The following is a 14,811-nucleotide window of genomic DNA, read 5'->3' as shown; positions in this document are numbered from 1 at the left end:
CGGATGTCTTCTCTAAAGCAAAGTATCTACTTCACTTTGAGAAAACCTTTCAGGTGTCTTCTTTCTTGTTAACAATATGACTAATTATTTCATTTGTCCTTTAACTTCATCTGCGAAGTTTTCTTCACGTTTTTCCATACCTTCGCCTACTTCATAACGTACGAAGTCAACAAGTTTACCACCTTTAGATTTTAAGAAAGCTTCAACTGTTTCGTCTGGGTTTTTAACGAAGTTTTGGTCAACAGCACAAATTTCTTGTAAATATTTACGTAAACGACCTTCAACCATTTTTTCAACGATGTTTTCTGGTTTACCTTCGTTTAATGCTTGTTGTTTAAGTACTTCTTTTTCATGGCTAATTTCATCTTCGCTTACTTGATCAGATGAAACGTATTTAGGGTTGATTGCAGCGATATGCATAGCAACATCTTTAGCTGCTTCTTCGTCAGTAGTACCTTCAACAACTGTTAATACACCGATACGTCCACCCATGTGTAAATAAGCACCAAAAGCATCGTTATCAGTTTTAGTTCTAACTGAGAAACGACGGATACTTAATTTTTCTCCAATTGTAGAAATAGCTTCTTTCATTTTTTCGTCAACAGTTTTACCGTCTTCAAATTTAGTTTCCATTAATGCATCAACTGATTCTGCTTTTGTAGCAAGAACTTGGTTAGCAATTTCTTTAACTAAATTTTGGAAACCTTCGTTACGAGCAACGAAGTCTGTTTCTGAGTTGATTTCAACGATAGCTGCTTCGTTACCATTGATTTCAACATGTACAAGACCTTCTGCAGCGATACGATCAGCTTTTTTAGCTGCTTTAGCAATACCTTTTTCACGTAAGTAGTCGATCGCTTTATCCATATCACCATCAGTTTCAGTTAGCGCTTTTTTACAGTCCATCATACCAGCGCCAGTTTTTTCACGTAATTCTTTTACAAGTTTAGCTGAAATTGCCATTAATTATTCCTCCAGTATATATAATTCTATTATAGATATATCTAAATTCTACCATTATTGTTAGTAAAATTTCCAATACTCTATACTTTATTTTTATTTTTTAAAAAAAGGTGATAAGCATTAGTATCTTATCACCCATTTAAACTATAACTTAGTTTGATTCAACAGAAGTGTTTTCTTCAGTTGTTTCTGCTTTGTCAGATTCTTCTTTATCATCTAAATTGATGTTTTGTTCTGCAGCTACTTCTTCGTTTGATACACCTTGTTGACCTTCTAAAACAGCGTCTGCCATTTTACCAGTTAATAATTTAACGGCACGGATAGCATCGTCGTTTGCTGGGATTACATAATCAATTTCATCTGGGTCACAGTTAGTGTCAACAATACCCACGATTGGAATATTTAATTTACGTGCTTCAGCAATTGCGTTGCGCTCTTTACGAGGATCAACTACGAATAATGCTTGAGGCATAGTTTTCATATCACGAATACCGCCTAAGAATTTAATTAAACGGTCGTATTCTTTTTTAAGTTCAACAACTTCTTTTTTAGGTAATACTTCGAATAATCCGTCTTCTTCCATTTTTTCAATTTCAGAAATACGTTTGATTCGTTTTGAGATTGTTTTGTAGTTAGTTAAGATTCCACCTAACCATCTTTGGTTAACGTAGAATTGTCCGGCACGTTCTGCTTCAGCTTTAACTGATTCTTGTGCTTGTTTTTTAGTACCTACGAATAAGACTTTACCGCCATCTTCAGATACTTGTTTAATAAAGTTGTATGCTTCTTCAACTTTTTTCACTGTTTTTTGTAAGTCAATGATATAAATACCATTTCTTTCAGTGAAGATATATTTTTTCATTTTTGGGTTCCAACGACGTGTTTGGTGGCCGAAGTGAACACCAGCTTCTAACAATTGTTTCATTGATATAACTGCCATTATAAATTCCTCCTATTGGTTAATTACCTCCATAACAAACTCATATAAAGACAATAATTAAATATTGCACCCTCTATATTTACATTTATTATGTGCGTATTGGCTTCATAGCCGAAAATAAATATATCATAATTTGATGTTTAATGCAATGGCTTTCTACTGATTAGTTGAATGTAATTGAGCAACTTTTAATCTCTTAATTAATGTTAAAATCACAATCAAAAAACAACTGAGTAAATAACATAAAAAAGGTTCAGGTATAAAAGTACACTACCCAAACCTAAATTGATTTATTATTTATTTCGCTCTAATTCGTCTAAGAATTTTTCTTTTTTAACTTTTATAAATGTACCCTTCATACCTAGTGAACGTGACTCAATAACACCAGCACTTTCAAGTTTACGTAAAGCATTAACAATTACTGAACGAGTAATACCAACTCTATCAGCTACTTTAGATGCGATTAGTAATCCTTCGTTACCACCTAATTCATCAAAGATGTGTTCAATAGCTTCTTTTTCAGAATATGATAATGAATTAATCGCCATAGTAATTGAAGCTTTATCGCGTGCTTCTTTTTCTACTTCATTGTGTTTTTCACGTAAAATTTCCATTCCGATAACAGTAGCTGCATATTCACCTAAAACTAAATCGTTTTCGTTGAAATCGTCTTGTACTCTTCCTAAAACTAAGGTACCTAATCTTTCTCCTCCACCTAGTATAGGGAAAATAGTTGTTTTACTATTAATAAATACTTCTCTATTTTCTGGAGGGAATACAGTTAAAACATTATCAATATCAATATTTGATTGTGTTTCTTTTACGTCCATTAATTGATCAGTGTATTCTGCAGGGATGTGTCTATCTTCAAGCATGTGAATGATACGATCACTTTTAAGTAATTCGTTTAAACTTGATCCTAAAATTTTACCTCTTCTCGACACGATGAATACATTTGTAACTGTAACGCTACTAATTGTTTGGGCTACGTCCTTAAAATCTACTGCGATGCCTTTGTGTTTCTGTAATAAAGTGTTTAACTCTCTTGTTTTAGATAATAAGCTCATAATTTTTCTCCTTCTTTGTATATTTATAGAATAAATGCACTTAAATCTTTATTTGTTGAGATTGATTTTAATTTATCGTCTACATATTGCGGTGTAATATCAACTACAGCATTTGGCATGCTTGGTGCCTCAAATGATAAATCCTCTAACATTTTTTCTAATATTGTGTGTAATCTACGAGCACCAATATTATCTGTATCTTGGTTAACTTGATATGCGATTTCAGCTAATCGAGTAATAGCTTCGTCAGAGAAATTAACAGTTACTTCTTCTGTTTCAAGTAATGCTTCATATTGTTTAACTAGTGATAATTTAGGTTCTTTAAGAATTCTTACGAAGTCTTCGACTGATAGACTATCAAGTTCTACTCTAATTGGGAATCTACCTTGAAGTTCTGGAATTAAATCACTAGGCTTAGAAACATGGAATGCACCAGCACCAATAAATAGCATGTGTTCAGTATTTACAGTACCATATTTAGTTTGAATCATGCTACCTTCAAGGATTGGTAAGATATCTCTTTGAACACCTTGTCTTGAAACATCTTGTCCGCTATTTTGGTTATTTGTTGCCACTTTATCAATTTCATCAATAAAGATAATTCCCATTTGTTCTGCCAATTCTAATGCTTCTTGGTTTGCAGTTTCTTGATCAATTAACTCATCAGCAAAATCATCTGCTAATATTTTACGTGCTGTTTTAACTGGTACTTCACGTTCAACTTTCTTCTTAGGCATAAGTTGATTCATCATATCTTGCATTTGTTGATTTTGATTCGTTCCTAACATGCCTAATGCACCAGGATCTTGTTCAACTTTAATACGTACTTTTTCTTCTTCTAACTTACCTTCTTGAAGTTGTTGCTTGATTTCAGAACGTTTTGTTTTAATCTCTTCTGTTGGTGGTTCTTCCTCTTCTTCATTGTTCTGATTAAAATTAGGAATAGCACCACCAAAAAGTGATTCTAACGGATTGTTTCCTTGAGAAGCTTTTTTCTTCATACTTGGAACTAACAATTTAACTAGTTTGTCATTGGCTTTTTGAGTTGCTTCATCTTTAACCAATTCTTTCTTTTCATCTTTGACTAAACGAACGGATACATCTACTAAGTCTCTTACCATGCTTTCTACGTCTCGTCCTACATAGCCAACTTCAGTAAATTTAGTTGCCTCTACTTTAATAAATGGCGCACCAACAATTTTAGCCATTCTACGAGCTATTTCAGTTTTACCAACACCAGTTGGTCCAATCATTAAAATATTTTTAGGTGCAATTTCTTGTTTAGATTCTTCATCTAATAAACTTCTTCTGTATCTATTGCGTAGGGCAATGGCCACTTTTCTTTTTGCGTCATCTTGCCCGACAATATACTCATTTAATCGAGATACAATATCTTTCGGTGTTAATTTAATACCATTTGTATCCATGAATGCTTTACCTCCATATATCATAAATTACTTGAAATTAGTGTTATTTAATTTATATACAAATCAATTTGCTCGAATGATTAAATATATTTATAATGTTTCAACTATAATATTATCATTTGTGAATACACAAATGTCAGATGCAACCTTCAAACTTTCATATGCCATTTCTTCAGCAGACATATGTGTTGCATGTCTCTTAAGTGCTCTACCTGCACTTAATGCATAATTCCCACCTGAACCAATAGCGATTAAATCGTCATCAGGTGCTATAACTTCTCCTGTACCACTTACAACTAAAATAGCATCTTTATCCATAACAATTAGCATTGCCTCAAGTTGACGTAGTTGTTTATCTCCTCGCCATTCTTGCGCAAGTTCAACAGCAGCTCTTTCAAGATTTCCGCTAAATTGTTGTAATTTAGTTTCGAATTTTTCAAAAAGTGTAAATGCATCGGCAACACTACCTGCAAAGCCTGCAAGCACTTTACCATCATATAAACGTCTCACTTTTCTAGCTGTTTGTTTCATAATGACTTGTTGGCCTAATGTGACCTGTCCATCTCCTGCCATTGCAGCACCGCCATTATGTCTAACAGCATATATCGTTGTTGCATGTAATGAATTATCCATAAATCATTCTCCTTTTTTTGCTCGAGGGTGTGCATTGAGATAAACTTTTCTCAATTGTTGATTCGATACGTGCGTATATTTACCAGTTGTTGATAAATTAACATGACCTAATAAAGATTGTACTGTTCTTAAATCAGCGCCTTGATTAAGTAGATGAGTTGCAAACGTGTGTCTTAACTTATGCGGATGAATATTTGTAACACCTGACGTACGTTTGACCACATCATTAAGTACATATCTTACGCCTCTTTCTGTAATAGGCTGACCCTGCATATTAACGATTAAATAATCATGATCAACATTTTTTAAAGGTTTGAATTCCTCTAAATACCGTTCGATACTTTGTTTACAAAATTCTCCAAAAGGTATAAATCTTTCTTTATTACCTTTACCTAATACTTTGACACCAGGTAAATTCATATCTAAGTCATTTCTTTTTATATTCACTAACTCAGAAACGCGAATTCCCGTGGCATATAGTAATTCAAGTATGAGTTTATCTCTCATGCCCTTTTTATTGTCAGTATCAACTGTTTTAAATAATGCTTCCATCTCTTCTTCATAAAAAAATTGAGGAAGATATTGTTCTTTCTTGGGATGAACAAGTTGAACAAAAGGATTAACGACCGTCTCATCTTGCGTCATCCAATATTCATAAAAAGTACGTAAGGTAGAAATTTTACGTGAAACTGTAGTTCTTTTCAAATTTTTCGAATATAAAAAACTTAAATAATTTCTTGCATCTTTATATTCAAAATCATTTAAATCTAAACACTCTTGATCTAAAAAGTGATTAAATTGCACTATATCGTCATGATAAGACTTTAGTGTATGATCTGAAAAATTCCGTTCAACTTTTAACATATAGAGAAACGCTTTTTGAATATCATTCAATAAATTTCGCCTCCATCATATTGAATTGTAGCATATTCATGGTAGGGCTTACAGTGATTTGATATTCAATTCAAAATCTTTCGAGAATTGTAACACTATATCTTTATAAGCAGTAACCAACAAAAAACTAGATAGCATTTGCCACCTAGTTCATGTACTTGAAAATTATAATGTTTTTTTATAATTCTCAAGATATTCTAAAGCACGATTCGCTTGAGTTTCATATCTTTCTTTTTTATCTTTAATACGTTTTTCTAACGATGGTAATAATCCAAAATTAGCGTTCATCGGTTGGAAGTTCTTTTCATTTTTAGCATGAGAAATGTAATATGCCATACTACCAATCATTGTTTCTCTTGGGAAAATGACTTCACCTTTATTTAATAATTTATGTGCCAAGTTAATACCTGAAACTAAACCACTTGCAGCACTTTCAACATATCCTTCTACACCTGTCATTTGACCAGCAAAGTAAATGTTGTCATGTCCAATTAATTCATATTTTTCATTTAAAACATCTGGCGAGTTAATAAATGTGTTTCTGTGCATCACACCGTATCTAACGATATCTACGTTTTCTAAACCAGGAATTAACTTAATAACTTCTTTTTGTGCGCCCCATTTTAAATGTGTTTGGAAACCAACAATATTGTATAGTGTGCCAGCAGCATCGTCTTGTCTTAATTGCACTACGGCGAACGGTCTTTTTCCTGTTTTAGGATCTTCTAATCCAACAGGCTTCATTGGTCCAAATAACAATGTTTTACGACCACGTTCTGCCATAACTTCAAATGGCATACAACCTTCAAAATATTTTTCTTTTTCAAATTCATTTACAGGCGCTACTTCTGCTTCTAAAACAGCATTATAAAAACGATCAAACTCTTCTTCAGTCATTGGACAATTTAGATAAGCAGCTTCACCTTTGTCATATCTTGATTTTAAATAAACTTTATCCATATCTATACTATCTTTTTCAATGATAGGTGCTGCAGCATCATAGAAATATAGTTGATCTTTACCAGTAATGTCTACGATTTCTTTAGCTAAGTTTTCAGTTGTAAGTGGACCAGTAGCTATTATTGTATAACCCTCTGGAATACTGTGCACTTCTTGATTTAGCACTGTCACATTAGGATGATTTCTAAGTGTATCTGTAATATAACCTGCAAAATCATGTCTATCTACTGCAAGTGCACCACCAGCTGGAACTCTTGCTTTATCTGCTGCTTGAATAATAAGTGAATCCAAGCGTCGCATTTCTTCTTTTAAAACACCTACAGCATTTGTAAGTGCATTACCTCTTAACGAGTTTGAACATACAAGTTCAGCAAATTTGTCAGTGTGATGTGCAGGTGTCTGCTTAACTGGACGCATTTCTATTAAATTTACTTTAATTCCTCTTTCTGCTAATTGGTAGGCAGCTTCAGAACCAGCTAAACCTGCACCAACTACATTGACTGTTTGTGTCATGTTAATGCCTCCTGCTATTCTCATTTATATAAAATTCTAACGAGTAATTTTATTAATAAAACTATAAAAATAGCTCTCGCAATGTAATGCGTAGCTATTTTTATATAGATATCTATTTTTGTACTTCTTCTTTATAATCACAATTTGAACAAGTTACTTGGCTGCTTCTGCCTTTTTTCTTTTCAACTAAGTAATGATTACATTTTGGACAGTCTCTACCGATTGGTTTATCCCATGAAATAAATTCGCATTCTGGATAATTTGAACAACCGTAGAAAATTCTGTTCTTCTTAGATTTACGTTCTACAACATCGCCATCTTTACAAGTTGGGCATTTCACGCCAATTGTTTTAACGATGGCTTTCGTATTACGACAATCTGGAAAATTAGAGCAAGCCATAAATTTACCATATCGACCCATTTTGATAACCATCGGAGAGCCACATACTTCACAATCTTCGCCTGCAGGTTCGTCTTTGATTTCTATTTTTTCCATTTCTTCTTCAGCACGTTCAACGTCCTGTTTGAAACTATTATAAAAATCTCCAACTACTTTTCTCCAATTTGTGTCGCCTTCAGCGATTTTATCGAGAAGTGTTTCCATATTTACAGTAAATTCAACGTCAATGATTTCAGGGAAGTATTCTTTAACTTGTTCATAAACAATTTCCCCTAATTCAGTTGGCATGAATCGTTTACTATCTAGTTTGACGTAATTACGTTTTTGAATTGTGTCAATTGTTGGTGCATAAGTTGATGGTCGACCAATTTTTAATTCTTCTAATGTTTTAACTAGTCTAGCCTCTGTAAATCTTGGTGGTGGTTGAGTAAAGTGTTGTGCAGGTTCAATTTGAGTGGCAGTTACTTTATCTCCCTGTTCTAATTTAGGTAATTTATTTTCTTTTTCACTATCTTGGTCATCTTTAGTTTCAACATATAATGTCATGAAACCTTTAAACTTAATTGTTTGACCATTAGCTCTAAATTTAATGTCATTTTGTGTTACATCTAAAGCGATAGTATCTAAAATTGCTGGAGCCATTTGACTTGCAACAAAACGTTCCCAAATCAATTTATATAAACGATGTTGATCACGAGTTAAGAATGGTTTCATATCATCAGGTGTTCTTAAAGTACTTGATGGTCTGATAGCTTCATGGGCATCTTGATCCCCTTGTTTACCAGTTGCTTTTCTTTTAGAAACATATTCGTTTCCGTATTTATCAATTATATAATTTTTAGCTTCAGACTTTGCTTGGTCTGAGATACGAGTTGAATCGGTACGCATATATGTTATTAGACCAACTGTACCTTGTTTCTTTAAATCAATACCTTCATAAAGCTGTTGTGCAACCATCATTGTTTTACGAGCTTTAAAATTGAGTTTACGCGCTGCCTCTTGTTGTAATGTTGATGTTGTAAATGGATTAGCTGGATTACGTGTTTTTTCTTTCTTATTCACGTTAGTGATTTCAAATTCGTCACCATCTAATGCAGCAGTGATTTTTTCAACATCATCTTTTTTATTTAGTTTATATGGTTTGTTTTTATAATGAAGAAATTTAGCTGTGAATTTAGATTTTTTATATCTAAATTCTCCTTCTATTGTCCAATATTCTTCAGGTTTGAAGTTTCTAATTTCATTTTCTCTATCAATAACAAGTTTCAATGCTACAGATTGTACACGTCCTGCAGATAGACCTTTTTTAACTTTCTTCCATAATACAGGAGAAATATTATAACCAACTAATCTATCAAGTATACGACGTGCTTGTTGCGCATCAACTAGATCCATCTCAATACCTCTTGGGTGTTTGAAACTATCTTTTACAGCATCTTTTGTTATTTCATTAAATACTACTCTGTTTTCTTTTGAATCTTCTAATTCTAATATTTTTGATAAATGCCAAGCAATTGCTTCACCTTCGCGGTCAGGGTCACTAGCCAGGAAAACTTTTTTAGCTTTCTTAGCATGTTTCTTTAATTCTTTAACTACGGGACCTTTACCACGTATTGTTATATATTTGGGTTCATAGTTATCTTCAGTGTCCACGCCCATTTGACTTCTAGGTAAATCACGAACGTGTCCCATTGAAGCGATAACTTTATATCTTTTTCCTAAATACTTTTCAATGGTTTTAGCTTTTGCAGGCGATTCAACTATGACTAAATTATCTGCCAAAGTGATTTCCCCCTTGCTAATCTAATTACTAAAGATAAATGATAAACGGTCAATTTTGTTTTTGTCAATGTTTTAATATTTTATGACGCATTTTGTTATATTTTTTAATTAACTATTTGTCTTTTTCTTTAATGATTTTAATCCATTTTATTACAGTCTAATTGCTTAATATACACTATATTCTTAAATTGAATAGTCTTGTAAAATATCATGTTCATTCACAACAATCGTTGCGCCTTCTTGATGCAATAATAAATTCCCTTTTGTTGAGGTATCAAATATTTTTCCTGGTAATACATAGACATTTCGATTTTGTTCAAGTGCACAATCTATAGTAATACGACTTCCACTTCTTTCATTAGCTTCTGTTAATAAAACACCTTTTGATAAACCACTAATCAATCTGTTCCTTGCAGGAAATTTATATTTCGCTATTGGAGAAAATGGTGGATATTCGCTAATAACAATACCTTGTTCTTCAATTTTCTTTCTAAGTGAAAAAGTAGATTTTGGATAATGATGTGTATGTCCATAACCTAATACAGCAATTGTAGGCAAATAGGCATTCAATGCTTGTTGATGTGCCTCACTATCTGCTCCTGCAGCAAGACCAGATACAATTGTAAGTTGAGCCCTTTTAAATGAAGGAAAAAGATAATTAAGTGCTTGGCTTGTATAGTTTGTACACTTTCTAGCACCAACTATAGCTAAAGTTTTATCGTTTTTTAAAATGTCTTTATTACCCTTATAAAATAAGACAAAAGGATAATCATATATTTCTTTTAATAAATAGGGATAATCTTTATCAAAATAGGTGATATAGTTGATATCTAATTGTCGAAGAACTTTCATAATTTCATTATATTGAAATTGTTTGTAGTCAAGGAACTTAGGCAATAATCGTGGCTGGTATTGAGTAATCCAACAATGTAATAACGATTCTTGTTCATAATCATTAACATGAAAGAGCTGTGGATAATATTGGTTGAGTTGATGTATTTGTGAAGTAGTAAACTGAGCCCAGTATAATTTAAGTAAAAAATGTTTGTTCAAAATCATTGCTCCTTTAATTAAATTATACACAGAAACAACTTGCTTTTGTGTTACAGTTCATAAACATATAAATGGAAAATGTAATTCAATTTTAAGAAGTAAAATGATAACGTGACATTTCATTTTCAAGCTATATTGTGGCTGTATATTTCTATATAAATAACGACACACAAATAAAAAGCTTAGATGCCTTTAAAGCACCTAAGCTAGTTAATCAATTAAAATTATTTAATAGTTAATAATTCTTCGTAAATGCCTGCTTCTTTTGCTGCTTCGATTAAAGTTGTACCGATTTCTGAAGGTGTATCTGCAGTGTGTACACCACAGCTGTTAAGTGTTTTAATTTTTTCTTCAGCAGTACCTTTACCACCAGAAATAATCGCACCAGCATGACCCATACGTTTTCCTGGAGGTGCTGTTTGACCACCAATGAATCCAACTACAGGTTTATCCATATTTTCTTTAATCCATTGAGCTGCTTCTTCTTCAGCTGTACCACCGATTTCACCAATCATTACTACAGCTTTAGTTTCAGGATCTTCATTGAAAGCTTTTAAAACATCGATGAAGTTAGTACCGTTAACTGGGTCGCCGCCAATACCTACAGCAGTTGTTTGACCAATACCTTCTTCAGTTAATTGGTGAACTGCTTCATAAGTTAATGTACCTGAACGAGATACAACACCTACGTGACCTTTTTTGTGAATGTAACCTGGCATAATACCAATTTTACATTCATCCGCTGTAATTACTCCTGGACAGTTTGGTCCTACTAAACGTGTTTTTCTACCTTGTAAATAACGTTTAACTTTAACCATGTCTACAACAGGAATATGTTCAGTAATACAAATCACCATATCTAAATCAGCATCTGCTGCTTCTAAAATTGAATCTGCAGCAAATGGTGCTGGAACGTATACTACTGATACGTTTGCTCCAGTTTCTTGTTTAGCTTCTTCAACAGTATTGAATACTGGAACACCTTCTACTACTTGTCCACCTTTACCAGGTGTTACCCCTGCGACAATTTGTGTTCCATAATCTAACATTTGTTTCGTATGGAAAAGGGCAGTAGACCCTGTAATACCTTGTACCATTACTTTTGTATTTTTATCTATAAATACACTCATCTTAGTGTTCCCATCCTTTCCTTATGATTCTTTAACAAGTTTAACAATTTTTTGAGCGCCGTCAGCCATAGTTGATGCTGGCTCAATTGCTAAACCTGAATCATTTAAGATTTCTTTACCGCGTTCTACGTTAGTACCTTCTAAACGTACTACAAGTGGTAAAGTTAACTCTACTTCTTTAACTGCTGCAACGATACCTTCAGCGATAACATCACATTTCATAATTCCACCGAAGATATTTACAAAGATACCTTTAACATTTTCGTCACCTAAAATGATTTTGAATGCTTCAGTAACTTTTTCTTTAGTAGCGCCACCACCACAGTCTAAGAAGTTAGCTGGATTTCCACCAAAATGATTGATTGTATCCATAGTAGCCATGGCAAGTCCTGCACCATTAACCATACAACCAATATCACCATCTAATGCAATATATGATAAATCATATTTAGATGCTTCGATTTCTTTTGGATCTTCTTCTTCTAAATCTCTTAATTCCATAATGTCTTTATGTCTGAATAAAGCATTGTCATCGAAGTTTAATTTAGCATCTAATGCTAAAACTTCACCGTCACCAGTTGTTACTAGTGGGTTAATTTCAACGATTGAACAATCTTTTTCAATAAATACATTGTAAAGTGACATTAAAAATTTAGCAGCTTTACCAATTGATTCTTTAGGAATATTGATATTGAAAGCAATTCTACGTGCTTGATAAGGTGATAATCCTACAACAGGATCAATTGTTTCTTTAAAGATTTTTTCAGGAGTTTTAGCAGCTACTTCTTCAATTTCAGTACCGCCTTCTTCTGATGCCATTAAAGTAACACTATCAGTAGCACGATCAATTACAAATCCTACATAATATTCTTTTTGAATGTCGCAACCTTGTTCGATATATAAGCGTTTAACTTCTTTACCTTCAGGTCCTGTTTGATGTGTAACTAATTGTTTACCTAATAATTCATTAGCGTAAGTTTCAACTTCAGATAGTGATTTAGCAATTTTTACACCGCCTGCTTTACCTCTACCCCCAGCGTGTATTTGTGCTTTAACCACGTATACATCTGAATCTAATTCTTTCGCTTTTTCCACCGCTTCTTCAGCAGTAAATGCTACTCGTCCTTCTGGAACGGCTACGCCCATTGAACGAAATATTTCTTTACCTTGATACTCGTGGATATTCATCTTCCATCCTCCTGTTTCTTAGGTTAAGTTCCTTTTCAATTATAAAAAATGAAAGCGTTATTGTAAACTGATACCACTCTTTTTTTGCAATTAATTTAAAATTCAAACTATTATTTGATTGATTTAATAGGTTCAAACGTTTTTCGGTGTTCTTTTATAACGCCATATTCTTCTATACCCTTAAGGTGTTCTTTAGTACCATAACCAACGTTATTTTCAAATCCATATCCTGGAAATTGCTCAGCTAATTCTTTCATATAGTTATCTCGATGTTCTTTAGCCATAATACTTGCTGCTGCAATTGATACACTTTTAGCATCACCTTTAATAATAGACGTCTGGTTAATTTCGTTATCTAATTTCATCGCATCAATTAATAAATGTGTGGGTTTTAATTTTAAATTGTCTATTGCGCGTTGCATGGCGATTTGTGTCGCTTTATATATATTGAATTGATCAATTTCTTCTGCTGTTGCAACACCATAAGCGTATTCAGTAACACCATCTATTAATTGTTGGTTTAATTTTGCTCTATTTTTAGCAGATACCTTTTTAGAGTCATTAAGGCCTAGATAATTATGGTCATTATTCAAAATCACTGCACAAGCTACAACTGGTCCAGCAAGTGGACCTCTTCCCACTTCATCGATGCCACAAATAACTTCGTCGGCATTATTTGCTAACAATTCATTTTCATAGAAAGTCATCTCATGATATTGTTCTATGAGTTGTAATTCTTTTTCTAATTGCTTTTTACGACTAGCAATTGCTTGCTGTACACCTTTTCGATTATCCAAATTAGCTTCATGTTGTTCTAGTTCTTCAATCGTATCAATTTGTTCAAGCAACTGCTTCATTTCTTTAATCGTTTTAGACATGTTCAATGTCACTCTTCATTTCTTTAAATATATCAAAGCAATATGTGCCGATTTTAGCATTTCTAATTTCATAAATAATTAACTCAATAACCGCTTCATAATCCACTTCATTACCCTTTTGTAATAAACCTCTTCGACGCCCAATTGCATCAAACCACTCTAATATTTCTGCATCTTCATCCACTTCAATATTGTAATGTGATTTTAAACCAACTAAATCTTTTTTAATCATAAATTGAAGTCCATAAATAGCTACTTCATCTAAGTGAACGATGCTATCTTTAATTGCACCAGTTAGACTTAGTTTCTTCCCTACTTCTTCATCTTCGAATTTTGGCCATAAAATTCCGGGTGTATCTAATAATTGTAACGAGTTTCCTACTTTAATCCATTGTTGTTGTTTCGTAACTCCAGGTTTATTACCAGTTTGAGCAATGTTTCGGTTCGCTAGTTTATTAATTAGCGTTGACTTACCTACATTAGGAATACCAACTATCATGGCACGTATTGCTCTAGGTCTTAATCCTTTTGCTTTTTCTCGATCGAACTTTTCTTTCGTCGCTTGTATTGCTGCTTTTTCAACATCTTTTAAATTTTTACCATGTTTAGCGTCGACAGCTACTGGATAGTAACCTTTATTTTCAAAGAATTGTTCCCATTTTTCCAATTCCTTTAAGTTAGTCATGTCTTTTTTATTTAAAATAACTACTCTTGGTTTTTGTTTTATTACTTCATCAATCATTGGGTTTCTTGAACTATAAGGAATACGTGCATCTACAAGTTCAAATACAACGTCTACTTTCTTTAATTGTTCGCTTACTTCCCTTTTAGCTTTGGCCATGTGGCCAGGATACCATTGTATTGTCATTGTCATCACCTTTCATCAATACTTTTCATCTTTTACATTGTATAAATTATACTCTAACATCTTCTCATAAACTAGGTTTAGTTTAACACGCGAACTATAATAACTTGTTTTTAAA

13 protein-coding genes are annotated in these 14,811 nt (G+C 33.0%); all 13 read right to left on the bottom strand.

Features of this window, described 5'->3' with window-relative positions; genetic code table 11:
• Positions 1 to 84: 84 nt before the first annotated feature.
• The 13 genes from tsf to ylqF all read right to left on the bottom strand — a co-directional run bounded on the left by tsf (position 85) and on the right by ylqF (position 14,696).
• Entirely contained in the window at positions 85 to 963 is an 879-nt protein-coding gene (gene tsf / locus GVY01_RS03780; RefSeq protein ID WP_017638378.1) for a translation elongation factor Ts, read from the bottom strand.
• A 151-nt stretch (positions 964 to 1,114) separates the two neighbouring features.
• Positions 1,115 to 1,903, bottom strand: coding sequence for a 30S ribosomal protein S2 (gene rpsB, locus GVY01_RS03775; protein ID WP_029055444.1), 789 nt, complete (start codon positions 1,901 to 1,903; stop codon positions 1,115 to 1,117).
• 293 nt (positions 1,904 to 2,196) lie between these two features.
• On the bottom strand, positions 2,197 to 2,970 hold the full coding sequence (gene codY, locus GVY01_RS03770) for a GTP-sensing pleiotropic transcriptional regulator CodY (protein WP_017638380.1): 774 nt from the start codon (positions 2,968 to 2,970) through the stop codon (positions 2,197 to 2,199).
• 23 nt (positions 2,971 to 2,993) lie between these two features.
• On the bottom strand, positions 2,994 to 4,397 hold the full coding sequence (gene hslU / locus GVY01_RS03765) for an ATP-dependent protease ATPase subunit HslU (protein WP_017638381.1): 1,404 nt from the start codon (positions 4,395 to 4,397) through the stop codon (positions 2,994 to 2,996).
• A 90-nt stretch (positions 4,398 to 4,487) separates the two neighbouring features.
• Positions 4,488 to 5,030: an ATP-dependent protease subunit HslV gene (gene hslV, locus GVY01_RS03760; protein ID WP_017638382.1), complete on the bottom strand. Its 543-nt coding sequence runs from the start codon at positions 5,028 to 5,030 to the stop codon at positions 4,488 to 4,490.
• A 3-nt stretch (positions 5,031 to 5,033) separates the two neighbouring features.
• Positions 5,034 to 5,924, bottom strand: a complete 891-nt coding sequence (gene xerC / locus GVY01_RS03755) for a tyrosine recombinase XerC (protein WP_017638383.1) — start codon at positions 5,922 to 5,924, stop codon at positions 5,034 to 5,036.
• Between the two features lie 165 nt (positions 5,925 to 6,089).
• Positions 6,090 to 7,397 carry an FADH(2)-oxidizing methylenetetrahydrofolate--tRNA-(uracil(54)-C(5))-methyltransferase TrmFO gene (trmFO, locus tag GVY01_RS03750; protein ID WP_017638384.1) on the bottom strand — a complete coding sequence of 436 codons (1,308 nt, stop codon included), beginning with the start codon at positions 7,395 to 7,397 and terminating at the stop codon, positions 6,090 to 6,092.
• A gap of 112 nt (positions 7,398 to 7,509) precedes the next feature.
• Entirely contained in the window at positions 7,510 to 9,585 is a 2,076-nt protein-coding gene (gene topA / locus GVY01_RS03745) for a type I DNA topoisomerase (protein WP_026083538.1), read from the bottom strand.
• A 177-nt stretch (positions 9,586 to 9,762) separates the two neighbouring features.
• A complete protein-coding gene (dprA, locus tag GVY01_RS03740) occupies positions 9,763 to 10,632 on the bottom strand; it encodes a DNA-processing protein DprA (protein ID WP_017638386.1) in 870 nt (289 codons plus the stop codon).
• A gap of 224 nt (positions 10,633 to 10,856) precedes the next feature.
• Positions 10,857 to 11,762, bottom strand: coding sequence for a succinate--CoA ligase subunit alpha (gene sucD, locus GVY01_RS03735; RefSeq protein WP_017638387.1), 906 nt, complete (start codon positions 11,760 to 11,762; stop codon positions 10,857 to 10,859).
• Positions 11,763 to 11,783: 21 nt separating this feature from the next.
• The gene (sucC, locus tag GVY01_RS03730) at positions 11,784 to 12,950 is read right to left on the bottom strand and encodes an ADP-forming succinate--CoA ligase subunit beta (RefSeq protein ID WP_017638388.1); all 1,167 of its coding nucleotides are present in this window, start codon (positions 12,948 to 12,950) and stop codon (positions 11,784 to 11,786) included.
• A gap of 110 nt (positions 12,951 to 13,060) precedes the next feature.
• Positions 13,061 to 13,828, bottom strand: coding sequence for a ribonuclease HII (locus GVY01_RS03725; protein ID WP_017638389.1), 768 nt, complete (start codon positions 13,826 to 13,828; stop codon positions 13,061 to 13,063).
• Positions 13,821 to 14,696: a ribosome biogenesis GTPase YlqF gene (gene ylqF / locus GVY01_RS03720; protein ID WP_017638390.1), complete on the bottom strand. Its 876-nt coding sequence runs from the start codon at positions 14,694 to 14,696 to the stop codon at positions 13,821 to 13,823. The genes GVY01_RS03725 and ylqF overlap by 8 nt, the downstream gene beginning before the upstream one ends.
• Positions 14,697 to 14,811: the final 115 nt, after the last annotated feature.

It is taken from the genome of Staphylococcus sp. 8AQ (assembly GCF_902506595.1).
In the GTDB taxonomy this organism is placed as follows: Bacteria; Bacillota; Bacilli; order Staphylococcales; family Staphylococcaceae; genus Staphylococcus; species Staphylococcus pasteuri.
This window is presented reverse-complemented; position numbering and strand designations above follow the sequence as displayed.

Coding starts and splice junctions, on each gene's coding strand:
- tsf (WP_017638378.1), bottom strand. CDS start 963: ATGGCAATTTCAGCTAAACTTGTAAAAGAATTACGTGAAAAAACTGGC.
- rpsB (WP_029055444.1), bottom strand. CDS start 1,903: ATGGCAGTTATATCAATGAAACAATTGTTAGAAGCTGGTGTTCACTTC.
- codY (WP_017638380.1), bottom strand. CDS start 2,970: ATGAGCTTATTATCTAAAACAAGAGAGTTAAACACTTTATTACAGAAA.
- hslU (WP_017638381.1), bottom strand. CDS start 4,397: ATGGATACAAATGGTATTAAATTAACACCGAAAGATATTGTATCTCGA.
- hslV (WP_017638382.1), bottom strand. CDS start 5,030: ATGGATAATTCATTACATGCAACAACGATATATGCTGTTAGACATAAT.
- trmFO (WP_017638384.1), bottom strand. CDS start 7,397: ATGACACAAACAGTCAATGTAGTTGGTGCAGGTTTAGCTGGTTCTGAA.
- sucD (WP_017638387.1), bottom strand. CDS start 11,762: ATGAGTGTATTTATAGATAAAAATACAAAAGTAATGGTACAAGGTATT.
- sucC (WP_017638388.1), bottom strand. CDS start 12,950: ATGAATATCCACGAGTATCAAGGTAAAGAAATATTTCGTTCAATGGGC.
- GVY01_RS03725 (WP_017638389.1), bottom strand. CDS start 13,828: ATGTCTAAAACGATTAAAGAAATGAAGCAGTTGCTTGAACAAATTGAT.
- ylqF (WP_017638390.1), bottom strand. CDS start 14,696: ATGACAATACAATGGTATCCTGGCCACATGGCCAAAGCTAAAAGGGAA.